The sequence below is a fragment of the Kitasatospora sp. NPDC058444 genome, assembly GCF_042721415.1.
GTDB lineage: Bacteria > Actinomycetota > Actinomycetes > Streptomycetales > Streptomycetaceae > Kitasatospora.
On the sequence record NZ_JBHXLL010000007.1, the window covers coordinates 69,913 to 93,021 of the forward strand.

Below are 23,109 nucleotides of genomic sequence, written 5' to 3' on the forward strand. Positions count from 1 at the left end.
CTTCTTGCTTCGTCCGCTCGGAGGTGCTGGCCGCGCCAGCCCGGCCCTCTTTCCTGCCCGCGTTGCCCTTCTGCCCCGCTCGCCGCGCCTGCCCGGCCGGCGGCGCGCGGGTCAGGGGAGGGCGGGCGGGGTGAAGCCGAGGGAGGTCAGGAGGGCGATCGGGCTGCGGTAGTGGTCGGGCAGCTCCCGGTACAGGTCGAGGGCGGCGGCCCAGGAGCGGCGGGCGGCGGCCGGGCGGCCCAGGGCCTGCTGGGCGGCGGCCAGGCCGGCCAGGGAGTGGGCCCGCTGGTCCGTGAACCCGGTGATGTGCCGGCCGACGGACAGGGAGCGGGCGAAGTGGCGCAGCGCCTCGTCGGGCCGTCCGGCGGCGTAGCGGGTGAGGCCGACGACGTTGTGCAGCGAGCATCCCAGGATGGTGTCGCCCAGGCCCGCTTCGGGGGCGAGCAGTCGCTCGGCCAGGGCCTGCGCGGCCTCGTAGCGGCCGAGGAAGGCGTGGACCGAGGCCAGGCTGGTCTCGCACAGGCGGACCGTCCAGTGGTCGGCGTCGGGCCCGTCGGCGGGCAGCAGCAGGAGGGCGGCTTCGTAGCGGCCGGCCGCTTCGGCGTAGTCGCGGGAGAAGAAGCACAGGGCGCCGAGGTTGGCCAGCACCTGGCCCTCGGCGGCCGGGTCCGCGGCGGTGCGGGCCAGGTCGAGGGCCTGCCCGTAGTGCCGGCGCGCCCTGTCCAGGTCGCCCACGGTGCTCCAGGCGTGCCCCTGGTCGTTGAGGGTGCGGGCCTCGGCGAGCGGGTCCGCGAGCCGCCGGGCCGCGGCCACCGCCGTGCGGCCGAGGGCCAGCCGTTCGGCGTGCCGGCCGCTGCGGTGCAGGTGGATCCAGAGCAGCGTGGGGAGTTTCCAGGCGGTTTCGTCGTCCCGGTGCTCGTAGGCGTGGCCGGCGGTGGCGAGCAGGTTGGCGCGCTGCCCGTCGCACCACCGCTCGGCCTCCTCCGGTGCGGCGAAGGCCGTGGTGCGCAGGCCCTCGGGCGGTGGCGGCAGCGGTACCCGGGGCCGTCCCGGTATCAGCAGCCGGGCGGCGGCGGAGGCGTGGTGCAGGCACCAGGCGTACCAGCGGCGCCGGGCGAGGCCGCGGGAGTGCTCGCTCTCCTGCTGCGCGGCCCGTTCGGCGGCGAACAGCCGGATCAGGTCGTGGAAGCGGTAGCGGCCGACGGCGTGTTCGGCGAGGAGGTGGACGTTGGCCAGCCGGCGCAGGATCCGCGCGCTCTGGGCGCCGTCCAGCCCGCCGACCGCCTCGGCGACCGGCGCCGTGAGGTCGACGGCGGGGCTGGCCGCGAGCAGTCGCAGGAGGCGTCCGGCGGGCGCGTCGAGTGCGCGGTAGGACAGTGCGAACACCGTGCGCAGGCGGGCGGACGGGTCGTCGCCGTCCGCTTCGAGGACGTCGAGGCGGGTGCCCGCGGCGGCGAGTTCGGTGGCGAAGTCGGCGAGGTCGTGGTGCGGGCGGTCGCGCAGCCGGGCGACGGCGAGGCCGACGGCCAGCGGGAGGTGGCCGCAGGCGTCGAGCAGCCGGGTGACGGAGTGCTCCCGGGCCGCGACGCGCTCGGACCCGAGTACCCGGTGCACCAGGGCCCGCCCCTCGGCCGGGCTGAAGTCCGCCAGCTCGATCCGGTGGGCGCCCTCGCGCACGACGAGCCCGGTGAGCCGGTCGCGGCTGGTCACGACGACCGCGCAGCCCCCGCTGCCGGGCAGCAGCGGGCGGACCTGTTCGGCGTCGAGCGCGTTGTCCAGGACGATCAGGACCCGCCGGCGGGCCAGCGTGGAGCGGTAGAGCGCGGCCGCTTCGTCGGGCCGGCCGGGGACGTCCTCGGCCGGTACGCCGAGGGCCCGCAGGAAGGCGGCGAGGACGGCGTGCGGCTCCTGCGGTCCGGCCGCCGACCAGCCGTGCAGGTCGGCGAAGAGCTGGCCGTCGGGGAAGCGGTCCCGGGCGCGCTGCGACCAGCGCACGGCCAGGGCCGACTTGCCGCCGCCGGCGATGCCGGTGATCACGGTGACGGCCGCCGGGGCCGGGGCGTCGGGGCTGTCGGCAGCGTCGGAGCCGCCGGGGGTGTCGGAGCCGCCGGGCCCGGTCAGGTGGTGGTCCATGGCCCGCAGGTGGGCTTCGCGGCCGACGAAGGACGGTAGATCCCGGGGGAGTTGGGCGGGGCGTGGGCCGGGGGACGGTGCCTTCGGTGGCTCTGTCGGCGGCGGTGGGCCCGCTGCTCCCAGTAACTCGCGCTGGAGCGAGCGCAGTTCGGGGGAGGGGTCCAGGCCCAGGTCCTGCGCGAGGTGGTCGGCGTAGCGGCGGTAGACCGCCAGGCCCTCGGCGTGCCGGCCGCAGCGCGCCAGGGCCGTCAGCAGGTGCCGCACCAGGCCGTCGCGGATCGGGAACTCGGCGACGAGTCCCGTGAGTTCGGAGATGATCCGGTCGGGCCGTCCGGCCGCCAGCTCCAGCTCGTAGAGCCGCTCCAGCGCGGACATCCGCCGCTCCTCCAGCCCGGCCGCGACGGCGGCCAGGACCCGGCCCGGCAGCCCGTCCAGCGCGGGGCCGCGCCACAGCGCCAACGCTGCCCGCAGCCGGGCGGCCTGGTCGGCGCCCGGTGCCGCCGCGGAGTCCACCAGGGCGGCGAACTCCAGGGCGTCCACCCGGACTTCGGAGGCGTCGAGGAGGTAGCCGGGGCCGTCGGTGCGGATCGGCGAGGACCGCCCCGGGCCGAGGACGAGCGCCCGGCGCAACAGGCCGACCATGTTCCTGACCTGGCGGTCGGCCGTGGCCGGCGGACCCTCGTCCCAGACCGCGTCGACCAGCCGGGACACCGACACCGTCCGCCCGGCATGGGCCACCAGCGCGGCCAGCAGGGCCTGTTGACGGCGCCCGCCGACGGCGAGCACCGCGCGGTCCGGGGCCCGCACCTCCAACGCCCCCAGGATCCTGAACTCCACGTCCCGCCCCTCCGGTGGACCGGCCGCCGCGGTGGCGCACCGGCACTGCCGCGCTTCCATGCCTCGTCACGCCCCGCCGCGCCCCGGGCGTGCCCGGATCCGCCGCCCGACCGGCCGTACGGGCGCGCTCGGCCTCGCCGCCCGACCGGCCGTACGGGCACGGACGGCGGCGCGGCAGCCATCCTCGCCCGGGCGCCGTGCCGTGTCCATGGCACCCCACCGGGCGGCCCGCACGGGCGGGTCAGGGATACGGCCGGTGGTCGTCGCGGCGGGCCGTGCCGCTGCCCTCGGGCCGCCAGGAACGACTGTGCCGGGCCAGGGCCCAGGTCTGCGGGGCGCGCCGGGCGGCATCGATCCAGGCCGCGAGTTCGGGAAGCGCGTCCTGCCGCAGGAGGTGCCGGGCCGCGGCCCGTTCGGCGGCCGGGACCGGGGCGACCCGGATCCGCACCGTGGACCACCACCGGGGATGGATGCCGCCGCCGTGGTTGGCGGACAGGCGCGGCACCCACTCGACGTGCAGCGCCGTCCCGTCCTCCCACGGGCGCCCGTCGAAGTCCAGGTCGACGGCCTCCGGCTCCCGCGCGCCGAGGGCGGTGCGGATGTCGGTCGGGGTGAGCGGCCACGCCAGGTCGCGCGGCAGTCGCCGGTTACGGGCTGGCACGCGCCCCAGGATGGCAGACGCCCCGACGCGGGCGCATGCGCGTTTCGCCGCGGAGCACCCGGTCGAACCTTCCGCGGCCGGGGAGTTCGCGTCACCCGAGGACGAACGGCAGCCGCTGCCCGAGCGTCCCGAGCGCGGCCCGCTCGGCGCCGGTCGCGGGCCGGCGGCCCGTGCCGAGCAGCAGGGCGTCGGCGTCCGGGAAGGCGGCGGGGAACGGGGCGCCGGCGGTCCGTTCCAGCAGCCGCCGCGCCGCGGCGAGCCCCTCGGCGGGCGGGCCGGGCAGGTGCGGCAGGTGCGCGACCAGGTCCAGGTGGTGCAGCGTCCACTCCAGCACGTACGCGTCCAGGTAGTCGGCGGCGGTCAGCACCTGGCCCCGGGTGGCCACCCGCCGGCGCGGGTCGGCGAGTTCGGCGGCCCGGCCGGCCGCGGAGCCGACGTCGTCCGGGTGGAAGCGCAGCAGCGCGGGGTCCCCGTACGAGGCGGCCAGCCGTACGGTCAGCGCGTCCAGCGGGTCCCGCCCGTCCGGCGGCTCCCGGTGGACCTCCCAGTACGAGGCCGCGTCGCGGGTGGGTTCCGCCGGGGACGGGGTCACCAGGGTGATCAGCACGCCCTGGGCGTCGATCACCAGGTGGCACACCAGGTCCCGCACCAGCCGGCCCGCGCATCCGGACGGCCCGGTGAAGTCCTGCGGCGCGAGCCCGTCCACCGCCGCCCGCAACGCCTCCCACGACCGCCCGAAGAGCCCCACGTTCGGCAAGCTGCCACCGCCCCGGGGCACTTCGGGCCCGCCGGGTTCCACACCGGCCGCCAGGTCGAGGCCCTCCTGGCCACCGGCGGCGGGGCGGTGGCGGCCTTGGCCGCCAGGGCCCTGCTGTCCGGGGTATACCACCACCACGGGCAGGACCGGGCCGTGCTCGAAGGGGTCGACGCCGCGGTCCTGGCCGTCGGCGCCGTCACGGCGGTCCTGATCTACCTCTGATCTTGGCCAGTGCTCCGTCCTTCAGGGCGGGGGTGAAGGCCATCCTTGGCCCGGGGGCGCGGAGCGCCGGAGTTCGCTGCGCCTCGAGGTGACGATGAGACGGGCCGCTTCTGGTTCTCGATGTACTGCTTGACCGCGGTCAGCGGTGCGCCGCCGCAGCTCCCGGCGAAGTAGGAGCCGGACCAGAAGTGTCCGCCCCACAGGTACCGGCGCACGTGCGTGTCGTACTCCTTGCGCGGCAGCCGGGCCGAGACGCCCTTGAGGGAGTTGACCGGCTTGGAGAGCTGGACCTTCGGCGGACAGCGCACCAGGAGGTGCACGTGGTCGTCCTCGCCGTTGAACTGCTTCAGCTCGGCCTCGAAGCCGGCGCATACCTCCCGCAGGCGCAGCGGAACCTGAGCCGGAAGGCGAAGGGATCAGCGAACCGGGTGAAGGCCCGGATCAAGGTTGCCCGCGCCCACGCACGGACCGCCGATGCGCGACGCGAGTTCCACCACCAGCTCTCCACCAAGCTGATCCGCGAGAACCAAGCGGTTGCAGTGGAAGACCTTGCGGTCAAGGGCCTCGCCCGCACGCGCATGGCCAAGTCCGTATACGACGCCGGATGGTCGGCATTCACCGCGATGCTGGAGTACAAGGCCGCTCTGTACGGGCGCGTGTTCCACCGCATCGGACGGTTCGAGCCCACGTCTCAGGTCTGCTCGGCCTGCGGCGTCCAGGACGGCCCCAAGCCCCTCAACGTCCGCGAGTGGACATGTGGAGCCTGCGGGACCGTTCTGGACCGGGACATCAACGCGGCGGTCAACGTCGCCAAGGCCGCCGGACTGGCGGTATCAGCCTGCGGAGCGCGGGTAAGACCGGGACTCGTCCCGGCACAGCGCGAAGAAACGGGAACCCACTCGAAGCCCCACCCGGTGACCACCGGCAGGCAGGCGGGAATCTCCGTCCTTTAGGGCGCAGAGGATGTCAACGCTGGCTGCTGCGGAGGCCGGAGGGCTGACGACGCCCCGGCCGCGCCGGATCCGGTGACGATCTGTCAACCTGCTGTGGTGTTCGAATACCGTCTCTGGCTTGCCGCAGTCCCGGAACCCGTACCCGAGGCCGAAGCCCGTGCCCACTGGAACCTGAAGGACCTCCCCACCCCGAACCTCGACCGAGCACTGAGGCAAGCGGACTACGCCTACGTCGGCTCCTGGCATGACGGCCATTTCTCGGAAGAGCCGCAGTCCGGCCGCTGCCCTGCTGTCAGGATCTTCGACTGGCTGTTCTACCGGGGGACCATCGACCAGTACCAAGCGCCGCTCCTCGATGCCCGGTTGCGGGATGAACTCATTGGGATCCACCGGCCCCGTCCGGGTGACCTGCCCGCGGATTCCATTGACGCGGATGCGATCGCCGCGTTCCTCACGGCGCACCTCGGCCGGCACCTGCTGACCGAGGAAGAGCCACCACCGATCCCGCCTTCGCCGTAGGCGCCGCCTGCCCCGGAGCGAGAAGTCGGACGGGCCGACTTCTCGCTCCGGCCTGGTGGGGAGCGTCGACATGCCCCGCCCCCGGTGCGGGCGGCCGGGGCCGTCGGCTTCCCGCGTTCGTGCGGGGGCTCTCGGTCAGGGGACGGGCCGTCCCGTCAGCCGGCCGGTGCGGCGCGGGAAGTCGGGCGGGCCGACCTCCCGCGCCGGGCGGCCGTCGAGGGCGCGGCGCAGGCGCCGGATCTCCGCGTGGGCCTCGGCGAGCCGGCGGTGGACGTCCGGCGGCGGGGGCGGCGTACCGGCGGTGCGGCGCAGGGCCGCCACCCACTCGGCCTCCGCCGCCGGGCCCACCCCGCAGGCCCGGACGAACTCGACGAGGACCCGCTCGGTGCAGTCCCGCTCACCCGCCAGCACCCCCTGCAGGGTGCTGCGCGGCAGGTGGCTCACCGCGCCACGCACCGCCCGCGCCTCCAGCTCCCGCAGGGACGGGCTCCCCGCGCGCAGCCGCAGCCGCCGCATCGCGACGAGCAGTTCGCAGCGCTGCGTGACGTACGGCAGGGCCCGCCCCGCACCGGCCGCGCCCGGTGCGACCGGCGCGGCCTTGGCCCCGCGCCGCCCGCGCCGGCCGGCGTCGGCGCGCAGCCACAGCCGCTCGGCGGTGCGCACCGAGCCGCCGCAGGCCCGGGTGTAGGCCTCGGTGACCGGCCAGGTCGGCACCGTACGGCCCTCGTCCGCGCGGGAGAGGGTGGCCAGGGAGACGGGCCGGGCGAATCCGGCGGTCTTGTGCGCCATCTGGCTGTAGGTGAGGCCGGAGCGCTCGCGCAGGGCGCGCAGCCACCGCGCGAGCGTCCGGACCTCGTCGTCCCGGTCAGCCAGGGCGCTGGTCAGGCGCCCCACCGGCCGCCGCCTAGCGGGCCCGGCGGACGGTCAGCGCCTCGGCCAGGCGGCGGACCAGCTCTATGCCGAGCAGTCCGCCGGCGGCCAGGGTGGCGACGGCGGTGCGGGCGGGGGTGCCGAGCGCGGTCAGGGCGGTGGTGAGGAGGAGGACGACGACCACGAGCACGGCGGCCGGGACGGGCACCGGGATGCCGGGGGCCGTGCGGACCTCGACGCACGCCGCGTGCGCGGCCGGGGTGTACTGCTGTTCCATGCGGTCTCCGCTTCGCTGGATTTGCGGCTGTTGCCACTCGACCGGGGTCCTTACGCGCCCGCACGGCCTTCCAGGGCCGGGCGGGCCGGACACCCACGCACAGGGTCGCCGTGTGCCGCGGGGACGGTCCAACGCTTTACGTCCCCGTTTCTCGCTTTGTCCCACTCGAAGGTGAAACGGCGTCAGGAGAGAACCGCAGCTCACAGCCGTCGGCCCGTCCGCACCCCGGCGCCCGGACACCTGCCCCGTCCGACCTCTCGCACCCGTTCGGGCTTGTCACGGGAGAGCGAAAAACGGCATCCTCTGTGGACATCGGCGGGGTGAGCGCCCCGCACAGGCCCCGCCCCGGGCCCAGGGCCGGAGGCGCCCGGGCCCAGCCCGGTACTGGAACGGGCCCGATGCCTCACGTACGCGGTCTCCCCGGCCGTTGCCACTCGACACCACCAGGGGATTCGGCCTGCCCTGTTCCAGCAGGGCGGGCCGGCAGCGGTACTCGCCGCACCGAAGTACCCGCACCACCGGGCCGGCCGGACGGTCGGGCCGGACCGCAGGCCGTCCCGGGCGGCGGTGCCGCTCGGCTCCGAGGCCGGCCCTTCCCGGGGCGAGTGCAGCCTCCCCGCGACCTCCACGGCGAGATCCTCCACCGGGCCACCGCGGGGGAGCGCCAGCGCCGGCCGACCCGTACCCCGCCGATCCCGACAGCGGGGCCCGGGCCCGCGGCGCGGTCCGGTCCTGGCACCTTGCCCTGCCGGCCAGTTGGCCTGTCGGCCCGTTGGCCGGCCGCATGCCCACGGGCGTGACGGCGGCGGTCAGGCCGACGCGGTCGGCGCGCCGGGGTGGTCGCCCTGTCGCGCGACGGTCGCCGCCCACTGCGGGAAATGAGCCACGGGCACCGCGGGAGTGACGGCGGAGGGGGCGACGGCGGAGTCGGGGTGCGGCGATGCCGCGGGCAGGAACACGGCGCGGCAGCGCCGGCACAGCCAGGTCGCCCGCCACACCCGGTGGAGCTGCTGCCACTGGTCGTAGGTCCGCGGCCACTGGTCGGCCGCCGCACTCCGGCGGCGCCGGTGGCGGGCGTGGACGGCGAGTCCGATCCCGAGCAGGATCAAGGCGATGGCGAGCGCACCGTACTGGTGGCCGGCCTGGTACGCGGCGTCGGAGCTGCCGCCGCCCTCCTCGCTCTCGCCGGAGAGGAGCGCGCGCAGGCCCAGCAGGCCGAGGAGGCCGGCCAGGACGAAGAGGGTGATCGCGGCCCCGCTCGCGCCCCGGGGCTCGGAGGGCATCGACAGCAGCTCCCGCGTCGGCGGGTCGAGGGGCCGGTCGGTGTCCTGCAGGGCTTCTCGCACGGTGACGGTCTCGTCCGCCGCCGCGCACGTCGGACAGGTGGCACTCATCGGGGGGTCTCCGGAGGTGATGCGGGACGGGCACGGACGAGCAGGCAGTACAGCACAGGGACCTGACCGCCCGTGCGACCGGCCCCGGCACCGGAACGGGGAGCCGCCCCCCGCGGAGCCGGGACTACCGGTCCTCCGCGACCGGCAGGAGCCCGCGCTCGGCGAAGACCTTCTTGGCGACGAAGGTGGCGTTCAGGGCCTTCGGGAAGCCGCAGTAGGCGGCGGAGTGCAGCAGCGCCTCGACGATCTCCTGCGGGGTGAGCCCGACGTTCAGCGAGGCGTTGACGTGCACCTCCAGCTGCGGCTCGCACCCGCCGAGCGCGGTGAGCATGCCCAGGGTCACCAACTGCCGCTCACGCGGAGCGAGTCCGGGGCGGCTGTAGATCTCCCCGAACCCCCACGCGACGATCTGGTGCCCGAGCTCGGGGCTCACGTCGCCCAGCGACTCCACCACCCGCCGCCCGACCTCGCCGTCGATCCGCTCCAGCACCTCCAGCCCGTGCGCGAAACGCTCCCGGCGGACCTCGGCCTCACTCGCGGACATGCTCATCCGTGCTGCTCCTCTCCCGTCTCCCGGCCGCCGACCACGGGCGGCGGCGACCACGTCGGAAACCGTATGACTTGGAGTGCACTCCAGCTCAAGCACCACACGCCAACCCACCTCCACAGGAAAATTTGCGGCTGAGCCCCCCTGAAATGGCATCACTCCGCCCTACCTGGGCCGAAAGATTTCCTGCGCACGAACCGGACGGCTGCTCCCGGACCGGGGATACCGGACCGATGTCCACGTGCCGCTGTCGGCTGTGACTCGCCGTTGGCCGAGTGGCCGCGCGCCGGGCCTGCCGCGGGGTGCCGGCCCGGCGGGTCGGGGCGGGTTGCGGCGCGTGGGCCAGGAGTGGGAAGTCGGCGGAGCCGACTTCTGCGCCGGTGGGGCGGGGAGCCGATCGCGTCGGCTCCCCGCCCCACCGGTGTGTGCGGGCGCGTCAGGCGCGGTGGTACTGGACGGGGGTGGTGACCTCGCCGCCGAGTTCGGCGGCGGCCTGGCGGGCCCAGTAGGGGTTGCGCAGCAGTTCGCGGCCGATCAGGACGGCGTCGGCGTGGCCGTCGGTGACGATGGCCTGGGCCTGGGCGGCCTCGGTGATCAGGCCGACGGCGGCCACCGGCAGGTCGGTCTCGCGGCGCACGGCCTCGGCGAAGGGCACCTGGAAGCCGGGCGCGGCCTCGATCCGGGCGTCGGGGACGACGCCGCCGGTGGAGACGTCGAGCAGGTCGACGCCGTGGGCCCGCAGCTCCTTGGCGAGGCGGACGGTGTCCTGCGAGGTCCAGCCCTCGCGCCCGTCCTGCGGGTCCTCGGTGAGCCAGTCGGTCGCGGAGACGCGGAAGAAGACCGGCAGGTCCTCGGGCCACACCGCGCGGACGGCGTCGACGACCTCCAGCGCGAAGCGGATGCGGCCCTCGAAGGAGCCGCCGTAGCCGTCGGTGCGGCGGTTGGACGCGGGGGAGAGGAACTGGTGGACCAGGTAGCCGTGGGCGCCGTGGACCTCGGCGACCTGGAAGCCGGCGTCGAGCGCGCGCCGGGCGGCGTCGGCGAACTGCCGCACGATCGCGCCGATCTGCTCCTCGCTCAGCTCGTCCGGGGTGGTGTGGGCGGAGGAGAAGGCCTCGGCGCTGGGGCCGACCGGGGTCCAGCCGTGCTCCTCGCCCGGGGCGACGGGGCGGCCGCGGTCGACCCAGGTGCGCTCGGTGGAGGCCTTGCGCCCGGCGTGGGCGAGCTGGATCGCCGGGACGGTGCCCTGGCTCTTCAGGAAGGAGGTGATCCGGCGGAAGGCCGCGGCCTGCTCGTCGTTCCAGATGCCGAGGTCGTACGGGCTGATGCGCCCCTCGGGGCTGACGGCGGTGGCCTCGGTGATGATCAGTCCGGTGCCGCCGGCGGCGCGGGCCGCGAGGTGGGTGAAGTGCCAGTCGGTCGGCACGCCGGCCGCCTCGCCGTTCGGCGCGGCGCTGTACTGGCACATCGCCGGCATCCAGATCCGGTTGGGGACGGTCAGCGACCGCAGGGTGAGGGGGGCGAAGAGAGAGGTGCTCATGTCGGACTCCCGGTGGGGTCGGCTGGCGCCAGGACGGAGGGGCGAAGCTAGGGCGAGCCTGCAACTTTTGCAGCTGCATTTACATTCGCAAACAATAGTTGCGCGCGCACGGACTCGCAAGGGTCCTCCGCCGCCACACCCTCCCACCTGCGACAATCCCTTCCATGATCGACTCCGCAGCCACCAGCACCCAGGACACCGAAACCACGCCCCTCACCGTCGCCGCCGCCGCGATCATCCGGGACGGCCGACTCCTCGTCGTCAGCAAGCAGGCCGCCCCCGACGTCTTCTACCTCCCCGGCGGCAAGCCCGACGCCGGCGAGGACCCCCTCCGGGCACTGACCCGCGAACTGGGCGAGGAGCTCGGCGCGGCCCCGGTCGACCCCCGCCACCTCACCGACATCCGCGCCACCGCCGCCCTCGAAGGCGTGCCCATGCTGATGACCGTCTTCACCGCCGGCCTGGACCGCGAACCCGCCCCCGCCGCCGAACTCGCCGACCTGCGCTGGACCGACGGCCGCGACGACACCCTGCGCCTGGCCCCCGCCGTCCGCGACCACCTCCTGCCCCTGCTGCGCGAACGCGGCGACCTGGCCTGACGGGGAGTCGGACACGGTGCGCGCCCGGGGCCGGCGGAAAACCCGTTGGCCCCGGCCCGCCGGGCCCGCGATACTCGCCCACCGGCGTCGCGCACACCCGCTCCGGCGCCGGAACAAGGGGAGTGCATGGAGGTCTTCGAGTGCGGCCGGTGCGGACACGCGCTGACCGTGCCGCTGTCACGGGTCCCGTACCCGGTCTACGCGGACTTCGGCTACGGCAACGGCCACCCCATGCCCGTCCTGATGGAATCCGGCACCTACGCCGTCGACGAGCATCCCGTCAGGGAGCCCCGCCGGATCGTGATCGCCCCCGGCGACGCCCACGGTACCGCCCTCGTCCAGCGACGCGAGATCGGCGCCTGCTGCGGCATCGACGGCCGCAACGGCCCGAACGTCACCTGCGGCGGCTGCGGCCGGAAGGTCGCGACCAGGGTCGACGACTGCTCGCTGTGGCAGGCCACCTGGCTGGAGCCGGACGCGGTGCGCCCCGTCCCCGCGGGCCCCGCCCGTCCGGTCGCGGACTGGGCGGCGCTCACCCAATGGTGGTGCGCCGCCGAGCCGTTCGACCGGACGGGGCGGTGGGACCCGCGCTGGGAGGCGGAGTCGGCCGTGGTGCTCGCCCACCTGGTCGCCGCCGCGGACGGCTCGCCCGTCGTCCTGCCCGGCGGCCCCCTCGCCGACGCCTTCCACGCGCTGCTCGACCGGCTGCTCCCGCCGGGACGGGCGGCCGGGCGCCCGCCCCGGCGCGTGGCTCTGGCCGGCCCCGGTCTGCCGATGCCCGGCCCGCTCCCGGACATCGTCGTGGTGCCGCGGCACCCGCAGACCGGCGAGCCCTGGCCGGTCCCCGCGGGTGTGGCCGCCGCACCGCTCGCCGTCGGCTTCTGGACCTACCTCGCCCGCCACCGCGGACGCGTGGTCACCCCCGTCACCGGCCGCTTGCCCGCCGACGTGGAGCGCGACGACCTCCTGCCGCCCCACTCCTGGTGTGGCCCGCACCCCATGTGGCGGGCCTACCACGTCACCCTGGAACGCCTTCGCGGGACGGGAGCCGGCGTCCCGTGACGGCGGAGTCGACGGAGTCGGCGCCGCCGGTGGGAGTCGGGCGGGCGCCGTCGCCGCCCTCGGGACGCCGGACGGCGCCGCCCGGGAGGACCGGGCGGCGCCGTCGGAGGGCGGGACGCGTGCCGTGCGCGCCGGCCGTCAGCGCGCCGTCTGCGGAACCCGCTGGGCCGGAACGCCGCCACGGGCGCCGCGCGCACCGGTGGTGGCGGCACCGCCGGAGGCAGCCGCCGGCGAGGCGCCGAGCGCGGTGCCGCGCGTCTCCTCCGCCCACATGACGCAGACCAGCAGCCCGACGGCCGTGGTCCCGGCGGCGATCAGCATGGTCGGGCCGGTGCCGAGCCCGGTCAGCGACAGCGGCAGCAGGTAGGTGCCGACCGCCGCGCCGATCCGGCTGACCGAGGTGGCCACCCCCACGGCGGTGGCCCGGATCTCGGTCGGGAACAGCTCGTTGGGGTACGTCCAGTCGAGCACGTTCGGCCCGCCGCACAGGAAGGCGTACGCGCACAGCGCCAGCAGCGCGACGGCGGCCGGGGCAGTGGGCCACACGCCCAGCAGCGCCAGCGGGACGGTCATCAGCGCGAAGGACCAGATGATGACGGGCCGCCGGCCGCGGGTGTCGATCAGGCGCAGCGCCGGGTAGCAGCCGAGCAGGAAGACCAGGCTGATCAGGCCGGTGCCGAGGGTCTCCATCACGGTGCCGCCCGGCATGCCGAAGGAGGAGAGGATCTGCGGGCCGAAGGTGAGCATCGCGAACAGCGGGCCGACCTGGCACAGGAAGAACAGGCCGCAGAACAGGGTGCGGCGCCGGTAGGGCTGGGTCATCAGCAGGCGCAGCCCGGCGGGGCGGCCGCGCTCGGCCGGGTCGGGCATCAGCTCCCGGCCGTCCACGCGCACGCCCAGGTGCTTCTCGACCACGCGCACCGCGTCACCGACCCGCCCGTTGGCGGCCAGCCAGCGCGGGGACTCCGGCGAGCCGCGCCGGATCACCAGGAACACCACGCACAGCACGGTGGAACTCGCCAGCATCCACCGCCAGCTGCCCGGCCCGGCCAGCTCCAGGAACAGGTAGCCCACCACGTAGGCGAGCACGGAACCGGCGTACCAGGCGATGATCTGCTTGCCGAGCAGCCGGCCGCGGTGCTTGGCGGGCAGCCATTCGGCGAGCAGCGAGGTGGCGATGGGGTAGTCGGCGGCCACGGCCATGCCGAGCACGAAGCGCAGCACGGTGATCGCCCACACCGCGTCGACCCAGAAGGAGAGCACCGAGCAGGCGACCATCACGAGCAGGTCGGCGGTGTACATCACCTCCCGGCCGATCCTGTCGGTCAGCACGCCGAAGAGCGCGCCGCCGACGAACATCCCGATCAGCGCGGCGGCGCCGATCAGGCTGACCTCGGCGGTGGACAGCCCGAGGTCCGGGCGCATCCCGATCAGGGCGACGCCGACGATGCTCAGGATGTAGCCGTCGAGCAGGGGTCCGCCCGAACAGGCCAGGGCCAGCCTGCGGTGGAACGCGGTATACGGGGCGTTGTCGATGGTCTGGGACATGTGCTTGGGGTCCTCCGGAGCGTACGGCGCGCACTGCGCACCGTGCGCCGGGTAGACGGCAGGGGAAGGCGCCGCCCACGTCGGACGGCGCCATCGCCCGGTCACAACGGGCGACCGTCCACGGTTGCCCCGGTCCGGCGGGGCCGCCACCGGGCCGAAGGTCGAGCGGATTCACGACCAAGGTCCCGAAGCGGACAGGCCCTTCGCCCGTGCCGCGGCGGCGCCCGCCCAGTCCTGCCGGGGGCCCTCGCCGTCGGGCGCCGTGAACCCGCGCCGGGCGTGACCCTTCTCACCCGAGGGCCCCAACTGCCCTGGAACTGTGACCTGTTCCACACCCGGGCGGTGCCCGTCCGTACGGGAGCGACCGCGCTGCGTCACCCGGGACGCGCCGCCCCGGGCCCGGCGTCAGCCGGCCGTCAGGGCGCCGTCAGCCCGCCGTCAGGGCGCCAGCCCCAGCCGGGCGAGGCCCGAGTCCAGCGCCGCCTCCAGGTGGTCGGCGCAGCCGGTGGTCATCAGGATCAGCACCCCGCCCTGGACCCCGGCCAGCAGCGCGGCGGCCTCCCGGTCGGCGTCCAGGCCCGGGCGGATCACCCCGCCGCCCTGCAGGTGGCGGATGCCGGCGGCGAGCCGGCGCTGCCACCGCCCCAGCAGCTCGGCGGCCACCGTGCGGCCCGCGCCGGTGGCCGTGCCCAGCTGGGACAGGGCCACGTGCAGCGGGCAGCTGACGCCCTGCGCCCGGTAGCGGGCGAGGACCTTGTCGCGCCACCGCCACCAGGCCTGCGGGGAGGTGAGGGCACCCAGCTCCGGCTGCTGGTCGTCGAGCACCCGGGCCGCCTCCAGGCGGGCCACGGCCAGCAGCAGTTCGTCCTTCCCGCCGGGGAAGTAGTGGAACAGCTGGCTCTTGCTGGTCGCGGTGCGGGCCATCACGTCCTCCAGACGCAGCGCGAACACGCCCGCCTCGCGGATCTCCAGGGCCGCGCCCTCGACGATCCGCCGCCTGGTCGCGGCGCCCTTGCGGGTCGGCGGCAGCTGCTCCACCGGCCGCCCCTTCGCCTGCCCCTCCCGTACGGTCACGGCAGCAGCACCAGCTTGCCGGTGGTGCGCCGGGACTCCAGGTCCGCGTGCGCCCGGGCCGCCTCGGCCAGCGGGTAGCGGCCGGTGACCCGCGGGGTGAGCCGCCCGGCCAGGACGAGGTCGAACAGCTCGCCGGCACGCCGGACCAGCGCCTCGCGGGTGGGGACGTGGTGGTGCACCACCGGGTACGTCAGCAGGATGCTGTTCGGCAGGTCGGTGGGCCGCAGCTCGGGCACGCCCATGAACGGGCCGTAGTAGGCGTGCACCCCGTGCGGGCGCAGGGCCAGCTGGGAGGAGCGGAAGGTGTCGGTGCCGCCGCCGTCGTAGACGACGTCGGCCCCGCGCCCGCCGGTCAGCTCCCGGATCCGCTCCTCGAAGCCGCCGCCGGAGTGGACCAGCACGTGGTCGGCCCCGGCCTCCCGCGCGACCGGGGCCTTCTCCTCGCGGGAGACCAGGCCGATCACCCTCCCGCCGCGCGCCTTGACCAGCTGGGTCAGCAGCCGGCCGACCCCGCCCGCCGCCGCGTGCACCACGGCCGTGTCGCCCGGGGCGATCGGGTGGGTCTCGGTGCTCAGATGGCTTGCCGTCAGGCCCTGCATCAGCAGGCCGCCCGCGACCTCGTCCGGCACCCCGTCGGGCACCGCGACCAGCGAGGCGGCCGGGACGGCGAGCAACTCGGCGTAGCTGCCCGGATGGTAGAACCAGGCCACCCGGTCGCCGACGGCGAACTCCGCCACCCCCTCGCCCAGGGCCGCGACGTACCCCATGCCCTCGGCGCCCAGGACCGCCGGCGCCGCCCAGCCCGGACCGCCCTCGGAACGGGCGCCGACGTCCATGAAGTTGACGCCGGCCGCGCCCAGGCGCACCAGCGCCTCGCCGGGGCCGGGCACCGGGTCCGGCAGCTCGGTCCAGCGCATGACCTCGGGGCCGCCGTGCTCCTCGATCCGGATCGCGTGCATGGGCGGACACCTTCCTGTGCGGGCTCGTTGAGGAGACTCATCGAGGAGGCTCGTCGAGGAGAGAGGGGAACGAGCAGGCACGTTAGGCAGCCGGAAATGGACCCACAAGTCCAGAAACCCGTACGGCGACCGGCAGTCACCCCTCGGCCGGCGGCACGGCGGCCAGCGGCACGGCGACGTCCGTGACGTGCTCCCGCGGCCCGGCCGTCTCCCGGTTCGGGTAGTACACCTCCCGGTTCGGCCCGCCCCGCCCGTACCCGCGGGCGGCGACCCAGGCGCCCACCGCGTCGTGGGCGGCGGCCATCGCGGCGAAGCCCCGCCGGGGCAGGGCGGTGTACGCCTCGCGGTGCGCGGGCTCGATGCGCACCGCGAACGGGCCGTGCGGGCCGACGGCGTTCGGGGTGGGGGCGCAGACCTCGACCAGGGCCTCGCAGTCCTCGCCCACCAGGCCGTGGTACACCGCGAACAGCGGCGCGGACAGGCACGCGTCGACCTCCCGCAGCCGCCCGAGCAGCAGCCCGGAGGCCTCGGCGAGGAAGCCGGGCAGCGCGGCGGCGTCCACGTGCCGGCGCACGAACAGGACGTACTGCTCGGGCACGTCGCGCTCGGCGATCTCGAACATGGTGGTGCTCCTTCCACTCAGGACCTCCCGGGCGTAGCCCACCGCCTCCCGGCGGGCCGCGTGCTCGGCCTCCCGCTCCCGCCAGTACGCCAGCAGCTCCCGCTCGCCCGCGCCGGCGTCCCGCTCGGCCGAGCCCGCCTCCCGCCCGGCCGAGCCCGCCTTCCGCTCGCCCCCGTTGCCGCCGGCGTCCCGCTCGGCCGCGTCCAGCACCACCGCGATCCGCGCCAGCGGCAGTCCGGCCGCGCGCAGCAGCGCGATCCGCCGGGCCCGCTCGACCTGCGCCGGCCCGTAGCGCCGCACCCCGGTGCGCGCGTCGACCACGGCCGGCGGCAGCAGCCCCCGCTCGCCGTACAGCCGCAGGGCCTTGAGGCTGAGCCTGCTCCGGGCGGCGAGCTCGCCGATGGTGATCACGTCTTCCTCCCGCACGCCCGCCACTGTGCCCCCTGCCCCTGGGGGAGGGGCAAACGCCGGGCTCGCTCTGTGGCGGTACGTCGGCTTTCCGACCGGATCCGCCCCGCGGAGCTGCGCAGAACCCCGCAGAGCTCTGCCGCCCACCAGTGGCGCGGAGCGGGGGCGTCCACCGGGCCGTGGACCAGGGGTCATCCGTGCGCGGTCGGCCGCCTGTGAGCTGGGAGGGGATGCCCTCGGGTCACACCATCCGTGGACGAACGGCGCGTCCGGTGCCTCGTTGTCGCCGGAAGCGCCCGGACCCGTGTCCGGCCTGGCGGGCCGCGGGGCGGTGATGGCTTGAGCTGATCGTGATTCATATGATGGGAATTCAGTAGTTGTTTGCCAGGGGCGCACTCCTCGGAGTGGGCCCCGGACCAGGGCGCTCCCAGGCGACCGGGCCGGTCACCGGACCCGCTCCGGTCCTCGGGCTCGAATCAGGGGGATGCATTGCGCGGCACCGTGCTCGCCGGCCGCTACCGACTGGTGGACTGGCTGGGCGGCGGGTCGATGGGCGACGTGTGGCTCGCCGAGGACGAGGTCCTCGGCCGCCGGGTGGCGGTCAAGGTGGTGAAACCCGCCCTGCTGGACGAGCCCGGCTTTGCCGAACGCTTCCACGCCGAAGCCCGGGTCATGGCCCGGCTGCGGCACCCCGGCATCGTCGGCGTGTACGACTACGGGCACAGCGGCCACGGGAACGGTCAGGACCGTGGCCGCGACCACGACCACGGCCACAGTCACGAGCACGGCGCCACGGACGGGCGGCGCCCGGTCGGCTACCTGGTCATGGAACTGATCGACGGTCAGCCGCTGAGCGCCGTCCTGGAACGCCGCGGGGCCCTGCCGGTGGCGGAGGCCCTGGAGCTTGCCCTCCAGGTGCTGGAGGCGCTGGAGACCGCGCACGAATCCGGGGTGGTCCACCGGGACATCAAACCGGCCAACCTGATGGTCCGTGGTGACCGGACGGTGATCGCGGACTTCGGCGTCGCCCGGCCCGCCTGCGACGTCCGGCTGACCGTACCGGGGATGGTGCTGGGCACCGCCGCCTACCAGGCACCGGAACAGGCCTCCACCGGGACGGTCACCACCTCGGCGGACCTCTACGCGCTCGGCGTGGTCCTCTACGAATGCCTCGCCGGCCGGCTCCCGTACGAGGGGGAGACCGCCCTCGAAGTGATCCTCAAGCACCTGACGGAGCCCGTGCCGCCGCTTCCCGGGGACGTGCCCGCGCCGGTGCGGGCGCTGGTCGAGCGGGCGATGGCCAAGGAACCCGGCGAGCGCTGGCCCGACGCGGCGACGATGGCCGCCGCGGTGCGCCGCGCCCTCGCGGCGGCCGAGGACGCGCCGCCGACCGGCCCGGCCCGGCCCGGGCCCCGGCCGATCGCCGCACGCGTTCCCCGGGCCACGCGCCGCCTGCGAGCGCTGGCCGGGGTGACGGCGCTGACCCTGCTCTGCGTGGGCGGGGCCGCCGGAGCGACGGTGGTCCGACCCGGGGGCAACGGCGCGCCGCAAGCCGCCGCCCTCACCGGGCCCACGGCCGGCCTCGCGGTGCCGGGCGCTCCCGCGTCCGCGGAGGCCGTCCGCCCGCCCGCCGGGCAGCCGTCCTCCCCGGCGGTGCCCCCGGTGCCGTCGGCCGGACCGGGCACGGGCGAGAGCCCCGCGTCCGCCGCCGCGCCCACCACCGCGACCGCGCCGGCCACCGGGCGGACCGCCGCCGCGCCGCCCCCGGTCCCCTCCCCGCTCGAGCCCCCGCCCACCGCCCCGGCCGCACCCGCCCCCGCCGCCGGTGGGAACCCCGCCACGCCCGCGCCGACCTCCGCCGCCCCGTCCCGGCCCGCCCCCGGCGAAGCGGTCACGCCCACGGCCTCCGCGACGCCGACTCAGCCCGCCCCGCCCACGCAGCAGCCGAAGCCGCAACTTCCCGTCCTGGCGCAGATCACCGGCACCAACGGCGCGTTGGACAACTACCGATCCGCGGACCAGGACGGCAACATGGTCGGCACCTACGTCGTCAACGGCACGTCGGCGCAGCTGTGGCAGCTGGACAAGGTCGCCGAGGGGATGTACTACCTGCGCAACGCCGCCAGCAACTACACCAAGGTGCTGGACCAGGACCGCAAGAGCGGGTTCGTGCGGATCTGGACGAGCCCGCCGTCCGGCTGGAACCAGGTCTGGGCCATCGTGCCGGTGACGGGCGGCTTCGAGATCCACAACGTCGAGAGCAAGCTGTGCCTGACGTCCGAGGGAATCGGCGCGGGAGCCCAGGTGACGCCCTGTTCGAGCGCGCCGAACCAGGTGTGGACGTTCGGCTGAGCCGTCGGCCGCCGGCCGGACCTCCGGCGCGTCACCCCGGCAGCCAGGATGGCCACTGCCGGCGGGGCCGGACGGCGGGCCCGCCCGGGCCGATCAGGGCACGCAGCCGGTTGGCCTCGGGGGAGCCGAGGGAGGCCAGGATGTCGTAGGCCTCCGACCGGCAGGCCTGCGCCGCGCTCCCGTCGCCGTTGCCGTCCCCATCGCGGTCGGCGAGCGCGTCGCCGAGCGCCGCCAGGGCGAGGCCGCGCCCCCGGCGGTCGCCGTCGAGCGTCAGCACCTCGACCGCCCGGTCGGCCGCCGCCACCGCCTCCTCGCCGCGGCCGAGGGCGCGCAGCGACTCGGTGAGCCGCAGCAGCGTACGGCCGGTGCGGCGCCGGTCGTCCGGCCGCAGCAGGGAGAGGGCGTTGCGGTGGTGGCGCAGGGCCTGCTCGAACTCGCCGCGGTCGTGGGCGATCGTCCCCATCGAGTCCAGGGCGAGCGCCTGGAGCTCGTGGTCGGCGAGCCGGTGGCAGATCAGCAGGGACTGGTCGACGACCCGCACCGCCGCCTCGAAGCGGCCGAGTTCGGTGAACGCGCCGGCCAGGTTGAGCAGCTCGGCCGCCACCGAGCGCTGATCGCCGAGCCGTTCCCAGGCCGAGATCGCCGCGGTGAAGCCGCCGACCGCGTCGCCCGGCCGGCCGACCTGGACGAACAGGGCGGCCAGCGAGGCGTGGGCCAGGGCGAGCAGCGGTCCCGGCAGGTCGTGGGCGGCGCACAGGTCACGGGCCTTGATCAGCTCGGCGAGGGCCGCGGGTTCGGATCCGACCTCGGTCAGCAGCCGTCCGAGCACCAGCCGGGCCCTGACCTCGGCCGCCCGGTCGCCCGCCCGGACGGCGGCCTGGAGCAGGACCTTGGCCGCGTGCCCGAGTGGGCGGGTGGCCTGGCCGGTGTCGCACAACAGGGCGCAGCCGAGCAGGAGTTCGGCCGCCAGGCCGAGCCGGGGCGGCTCGGGGAGAGCGGCGTACTGGCCGACCAGCGCGCCGATGCCGTGGTAGTCGACGCGGCCGTGCGGTGCGCCGGTCCCGCCTCCGGTCCGCCCATCGCCCCGCCCGTCGCCCCCCAGGGCGGCGCGGGCGGCCGACGGTCCGAGGGCCGCGACGGTCTCCTCGTGCCGATGGACCGTCAGGCGGGTCAGGACGGCGGCGGGAAGGTCCGCCCCCGCCCCCGAATCCTGAGCGAGCTGTTGGGCGAAGTCACGCAGCAGCCCGTGGTACCGGTAGCGGTCCGGTGGCGCGGTCTCCAGCATCGAGCAGTCCACCAGCGACTCGGCCAGCTCCTCCGCCTCCTCCTCCGGCAGGCCGAGCACCGCCGCGACCGCGCCCGGTGACAGGTCCGGCACCTCCGGAATCGCCAACAGTCGGAAGGCCCGGGCCTGTCCGGGCGTCAGCTGGTCGTAGCCGAAACGGAACGCCGACTCGACGGCGAGGTCCCCGGCGCGCAGCACGTCCAGCCGGCGCCCGGTGCCGGACAGCTTGTCGAGCAGCCGGGCCACGGTCCAGCCCGGCCGGCAGGCCAGGCGCGCGGCGAGGATGCGCACGGCCAGCGGGAGGTGGCCGCAGAGCCGGACGAGTTCCGCGGCCGTCTCCTCCTCGGCCCGCAGCCGCTGCGCGCCGATCACCCGGCCGAGCAGGCCGAGGGCCTCCCGCGGGGCGAAGGCGGCGAGTTCGACGACGTGCGCGTTGGGCAGCGAGCCGAGCCTGGCCCGGCTGGTGACGAGCACGGCGCAGCCGGGCCGGCCGGGCAGCAGCGGCCTGATCTGCTCGGCGTCCCGGGCGTTGTCGAGGACCAGCAGCACACGCCGGCCGGAGAGCAACGAGCGGAACTGGGCCGAGCGTTCGACGAGCGCGGGGGCCAGCGCGTCAGCGCGCACGCCGAGGGCACGCAGGAAGGTGCCCACCGCCTCCTCGGGCCGGGTCGGGCGGCCGTCGGCCCCGTGCAGGTCGAGGTAGAGCTGACCGTCGGGGAACTCGGCGGCCAGCTCGTGCGCGACGTGGACGGCCAGCGCCGTCTTGCCCACGCCGCCCAGGCCCGACACGGTCGCCACGGGCACGGCGTGGGGCGCGAGCAGGACGGCGCGCAGCTCCCCGGTCTGCGCCTCGCGGCCGGTGAAGTCGGCGAGGTCGGCCGGGACCTGGGTGGGCCGGACCGCCGTCTGGTACGGCACAGAGGCCTGGTGCGGGGGGCGGGCCTGGAGGGGCGGGCGGGCCGCGACGGCGGGCCGGGGCCGCGCGGGCGCCACGAGGGCGGCGTCGGCCACCAGGATCCGGCGCTGCAGCTCGCGCAGGCCGGGCCCGGCGCTGACGCCGAGCTGCTCGCGCAGCCGCCGGTCCGCCGCGCGGTACACGCCCAGCGCGTCGGCCTGCCGGCCGGTTCCGTAGAGGGCGAGCATCAGCAGTTCGGAGAACCGTTCCCTGAGCGGGTGTTCGGCCACGACCGCGGTCAGTTCGGCGACGGCCTCACCGGACGGTCCGGCCTCGACCTCGGCCTCCAGGCACGACTCCAGGACGGTCACCCGGCGTTCGGCCCACTCGCCGCGCTGCCGCTCGGCGTAGGGGCCGGGCAGTCCGGACATCGGCTCGCCCTGCCACAGGGCCAGCACCGAGCGGAGTGTGGCGGCGGCGCGGGCGTGCTCACCGCCGGCGCGCAGTTCCTTCGCCTCGCCGAGGAGTCCCTCGAAGCGGTGGGTGTCCAGGCTCCCGGGGTCCAGGGCGAGCAGGTAGCCCCCGCTGAGCGTGGTCGGCGCGTCGGGGCCCAGGACGCGGCGCAGGCGGTGGACGTACGTCCGGATCACGGCGGACGGCTTGGCCGGCGGCTCCTCGCCCCACAGGTCGTCGACCAGCTGACCGGTCGACACCGGGTGGTCGGCCCTCAGCAGCAGCGCGAGCAGCAGGCTGCGCTGCTGCGGCGAGCCGAGCGTCAGCTCCCCGCCGTCCCGCCACCCCCGCAGCGGCCCCAGCACCGCGAACCGTAAACCACTCACCAGCAGTCCCCCCTCGCCTGCGAACGATCCCCCGGGCGCATGATACCGACCGCGTCGCCGCTGCTCAGGGGTGACGCGCTGGGCCGCCGGGGACGGTCCGGGCGCCGGGTCGCCCCGCCTCACCGGTGCGCACCGGTGCCCCGTGCCCCGTTGCCGTCCATCGCCTGTCAACGGGCTGTCGACCGCCTGTCGACAGGTGCGGTCGAGGCTTCGAGCAGGACGACCGCACCGATGCGGTCGGAGAACGAGAGGAACCACCGATGGCGATACGGAAGGCTCTGATGCGCTCGGCCCTGGCCGCGGCCGGCGTCGCCGGACTGTTCGTGACGGCCGCCCCGGCCGGCGCGGCCACCGCGGACCAGCCCTCCGCGGCGGCGCAGACGCTGAGCGCGGCGCGCAGCACGCAGGTCTCGGTCGTCAACTGGACGGGCTGCCAACTGCGCCTGCAGAACACCTGGCTGGACCACGGCATCTGGACGTCGGCTCCGGACGCCATCATCAACGACGGGAACACTGGCCGCTGGCAGTCCGAGAGCAACGGCTTCATGACCGGGACCGAGGGCCACGTCATCTACGACGCGGAGAACTGCGGGAACCCCGGGCTCAACGGCAAGCGCGTCCAGCTCCACTGGAACAACCCGTACGTCGGCAGCAACAGCTACGACTCCGCGGGTTCCGACCCGATGTTCAGGTTCGCGATGAGCGGCGGCAGCGGCAACAACGCCGCCGTGTACTGGACCATCACGGGCCCGTGAC

Annotated in this window: 19 protein-coding genes and 2 pseudogenes; 7 read left to right on the forward strand and 14 right to left on the reverse strand. The window is 75.7% G+C overall.

Features of this window, described 5'->3' with window-relative positions:
• Positions 1–111: 111 nt before the first annotated feature.
• The 3 genes from ACFWP2_RS10755 to ACFWP2_RS10765 form a co-directional block, all read right to left on the reverse strand.
• The gene (locus tag ACFWP2_RS10755; RefSeq protein ID WP_380450011.1) at positions 112–2,970 is read right to left on the reverse strand and encodes a BTAD domain-containing putative transcriptional regulator; all 2,859 of its coding nucleotides are present in this window, start codon (positions 2,968–2,970) and stop codon (positions 112–114) included.
• Between the two features lie 241 nt (positions 2,971–3,211).
• Positions 3,212–3,631, reverse strand: a complete 420-nt coding sequence (locus ACFWP2_RS10760) for a hypothetical protein (RefSeq protein ID WP_380450012.1) — start codon at positions 3,629–3,631, stop codon at positions 3,212–3,214.
• A 91-nt stretch (positions 3,632–3,722) separates the two neighbouring features.
• Positions 3,723–4,379, reverse strand: coding sequence for a maleylpyruvate isomerase N-terminal domain-containing protein (locus tag ACFWP2_RS10765; protein ID WP_380450177.1), 657 nt, complete (start codon positions 4,377–4,379; stop codon positions 3,723–3,725).
• A gap of 105 nt (positions 4,380–4,484) precedes the next feature.
• On the opposite strand from ACFWP2_RS10765, the gene ACFWP2_RS10770 reads away from it, so the two are divergent.
• Complete coding sequence (locus ACFWP2_RS10770) at positions 4,485–4,610, forward strand: hypothetical protein (protein ID WP_380450013.1); 126 nt, start codon at positions 4,485–4,487, stop codon at positions 4,608–4,610.
• Positions 4,611–4,711: 101 nt separating this feature from the next.
• Here ACFWP2_RS10770 and tnpA read toward each other — a convergent pair.
• Positions 4,712–4,954 (reverse strand): annotated as a pseudogene (gene tnpA, locus ACFWP2_RS10775) (IS200/IS605 family transposase); the annotation flags it as partial.
• Between the two features lie 30 nt (positions 4,955–4,984).
• On the opposite strand from tnpA, the pseudogene ACFWP2_RS10780 reads away from it, so the two are divergent.
• Positions 4,985–5,563, forward strand: a pseudogene (locus ACFWP2_RS10780) (RNA-guided endonuclease TnpB family protein); the annotation flags it as partial.
• A gap of 93 nt (positions 5,564–5,656) precedes the next feature.
• On the forward strand, positions 5,657–6,082 hold the full coding sequence (locus tag ACFWP2_RS10785; protein WP_380450014.1) for a hypothetical protein: 426 nt from the start codon (positions 5,657–5,659) through the stop codon (positions 6,080–6,082).
• 135 nt (positions 6,083–6,217) lie between these two features.
• On the opposite strand, the gene ACFWP2_RS10790 is transcribed toward ACFWP2_RS10785, so the two are convergent.
• The 5 genes from ACFWP2_RS10790 to ACFWP2_RS10810 form a co-directional block, all read right to left on the reverse strand.
• Positions 6,218–6,976: a helix-turn-helix domain-containing protein gene (locus ACFWP2_RS10790; protein ID WP_380450015.1), complete on the reverse strand. Its 759-nt coding sequence runs from the start codon at positions 6,974–6,976 to the stop codon at positions 6,218–6,220.
• 10 nt (positions 6,977–6,986) lie between these two features.
• A complete protein-coding gene (locus ACFWP2_RS10795; RefSeq protein ID WP_380450016.1) occupies positions 6,987–7,229 on the reverse strand; it encodes a hypothetical protein in 243 nt (80 codons plus the stop codon).
• Between the two features lie 809 nt (positions 7,230–8,038).
• The gene (locus ACFWP2_RS10800; RefSeq protein WP_380450017.1) at positions 8,039–8,623 is read right to left on the reverse strand and encodes a hypothetical protein; all 585 of its coding nucleotides are present in this window, start codon (positions 8,621–8,623) and stop codon (positions 8,039–8,041) included.
• A 124-nt stretch (positions 8,624–8,747) separates the two neighbouring features.
• Entirely contained in the window at positions 8,748–9,167 is a 420-nt protein-coding gene (locus ACFWP2_RS10805) for a carboxymuconolactone decarboxylase family protein (RefSeq protein WP_380450178.1), read from the reverse strand.
• A 439-nt stretch (positions 9,168–9,606) separates the two neighbouring features.
• Entirely contained in the window at positions 9,607–10,710 is a 1,104-nt protein-coding gene (locus tag ACFWP2_RS10810; protein WP_380450018.1) for an NADH:flavin oxidoreductase/NADH oxidase, read from the reverse strand.
• Positions 10,711–10,874: 164 nt separating this feature from the next.
• Here ACFWP2_RS10810 and ACFWP2_RS10815 point away from each other — a divergent pair, with 164 nt between their 5' ends.
• On the forward strand, positions 10,875–11,309 hold the full coding sequence (locus ACFWP2_RS10815) for an NUDIX domain-containing protein (RefSeq protein WP_380450019.1): 435 nt from the start codon (positions 10,875–10,877) through the stop codon (positions 11,307–11,309).
• Positions 11,310–11,435: 126 nt separating this feature from the next.
• Positions 11,436–12,371 carry a hypothetical protein gene (locus ACFWP2_RS10820; protein ID WP_380450020.1) on the forward strand — a complete coding sequence of 312 codons (936 nt, stop codon included), beginning with the start codon at positions 11,436–11,438 and terminating at the stop codon, positions 12,369–12,371.
• 138 nt (positions 12,372–12,509) lie between these two features.
• Here the strand turns inward: ACFWP2_RS10820 and ACFWP2_RS10825 are convergent, their stop codons facing one another.
• The 4 genes from ACFWP2_RS10825 to ACFWP2_RS10840 form a co-directional block, all read right to left on the reverse strand.
• Complete coding sequence (locus ACFWP2_RS10825) at positions 12,510–13,919, reverse strand: MFS transporter (protein WP_380450021.1); 1,410 nt, start codon at positions 13,917–13,919, stop codon at positions 12,510–12,512.
• Positions 13,920–14,357: 438 nt separating this feature from the next.
• Positions 14,358–14,948 (reverse strand): TetR/AcrR family transcriptional regulator, encoded by a 591-nt coding sequence (locus ACFWP2_RS10830; protein WP_380450179.1) that lies wholly within the window; start codon positions 14,946–14,948, stop codon positions 14,358–14,360.
• A 41-nt stretch (positions 14,949–14,989) separates the two neighbouring features.
• The gene (locus ACFWP2_RS10835; protein WP_380450022.1) at positions 14,990–15,952 is read right to left on the reverse strand and encodes a quinone oxidoreductase family protein; all 963 of its coding nucleotides are present in this window, start codon (positions 15,950–15,952) and stop codon (positions 14,990–14,992) included.
• 136 nt (positions 15,953–16,088) lie between these two features.
• Positions 16,089–17,000 carry a MerR family transcriptional regulator gene (locus ACFWP2_RS10840; protein WP_380450023.1) on the reverse strand — a complete coding sequence of 304 codons (912 nt, stop codon included), beginning with the start codon at positions 16,998–17,000 and terminating at the stop codon, positions 16,089–16,091.
• 471 nt (positions 17,001–17,471) lie between these two features.
• On the opposite strand from ACFWP2_RS10840, the gene ACFWP2_RS10845 reads away from it, so the two are divergent.
• Positions 17,472–19,334: a protein kinase gene (locus ACFWP2_RS10845; RefSeq protein ID WP_380450024.1), complete on the forward strand. Its 1,863-nt coding sequence runs from the start codon at positions 17,472–17,474 to the stop codon at positions 19,332–19,334.
• Between the two features lie 31 nt (positions 19,335–19,365).
• On the opposite strand, the gene ACFWP2_RS10850 is transcribed toward ACFWP2_RS10845, so the two are convergent.
• Entirely contained in the window at positions 19,366–22,353 is a 2,988-nt protein-coding gene (locus ACFWP2_RS10850) for a BTAD domain-containing putative transcriptional regulator (RefSeq protein ID WP_380450025.1), read from the reverse strand.
• Positions 22,354–22,613: 260 nt separating this feature from the next.
• Between ACFWP2_RS10850 and ACFWP2_RS10855 the strand changes: the two genes are divergently transcribed.
• On the forward strand, positions 22,614–23,108 hold the full coding sequence (locus ACFWP2_RS10855) for an aegerolysin family protein (RefSeq protein WP_380450026.1): 495 nt from the start codon (positions 22,614–22,616) through the stop codon (positions 23,106–23,108).
• Position 23,109: the final 1 nt, after the last annotated feature.

What these genes read in the sequence shown, in the direction of transcription:
- ACFWP2_RS10815 (WP_380450019.1), top strand. Translation starts at nt 10,875, where the DNA reads ATGATCGACTCCGCAGCCACCAGCACCCAGGACACCGAAACCACGCCC.
- ACFWP2_RS10855 (WP_380450026.1), top strand. Translation starts at nt 22,614, where the DNA reads ATGGCGATACGGAAGGCTCTGATGCGCTCGGCCCTGGCCGCGGCCGGC.
- ACFWP2_RS10825 (WP_380450021.1), bottom strand. Translation starts at nt 13,919, where the DNA reads ATGTCCCAGACCATCGACAACGCCCCGTATACCGCGTTCCACCGCAGG.
- ACFWP2_RS10805 (WP_380450178.1), bottom strand. Translation starts at nt 9,167, where the DNA reads ATGTCCGCGAGTGAGGCCGAGGTCCGCCGGGAGCGTTTCGCGCACGGG.
- ACFWP2_RS10800 (WP_380450017.1), bottom strand. Translation starts at nt 8,623, where the DNA reads ATGAGTGCCACCTGTCCGACGTGCGCGGCGGCGGACGAGACCGTCACC.
- ACFWP2_RS10795 (WP_380450016.1), bottom strand. Translation starts at nt 7,229, where the DNA reads ATGGAACAGCAGTACACCCCGGCCGCGCACGCGGCGTGCGTCGAGGTC.
- ACFWP2_RS10820 (WP_380450020.1), top strand. Translation starts at nt 11,436, where the DNA reads ATGGAGGTCTTCGAGTGCGGCCGGTGCGGACACGCGCTGACCGTGCCG.
- ACFWP2_RS10835 (WP_380450022.1), bottom strand. Translation starts at nt 15,952, where the DNA reads ATGCACGCGATCCGGATCGAGGAGCACGGCGGCCCCGAGGTCATGCGC.
- ACFWP2_RS10810 (WP_380450018.1), bottom strand. Translation starts at nt 10,710, where the DNA reads ATGAGCACCTCTCTCTTCGCCCCCCTCACCCTGCGGTCGCTGACCGTC.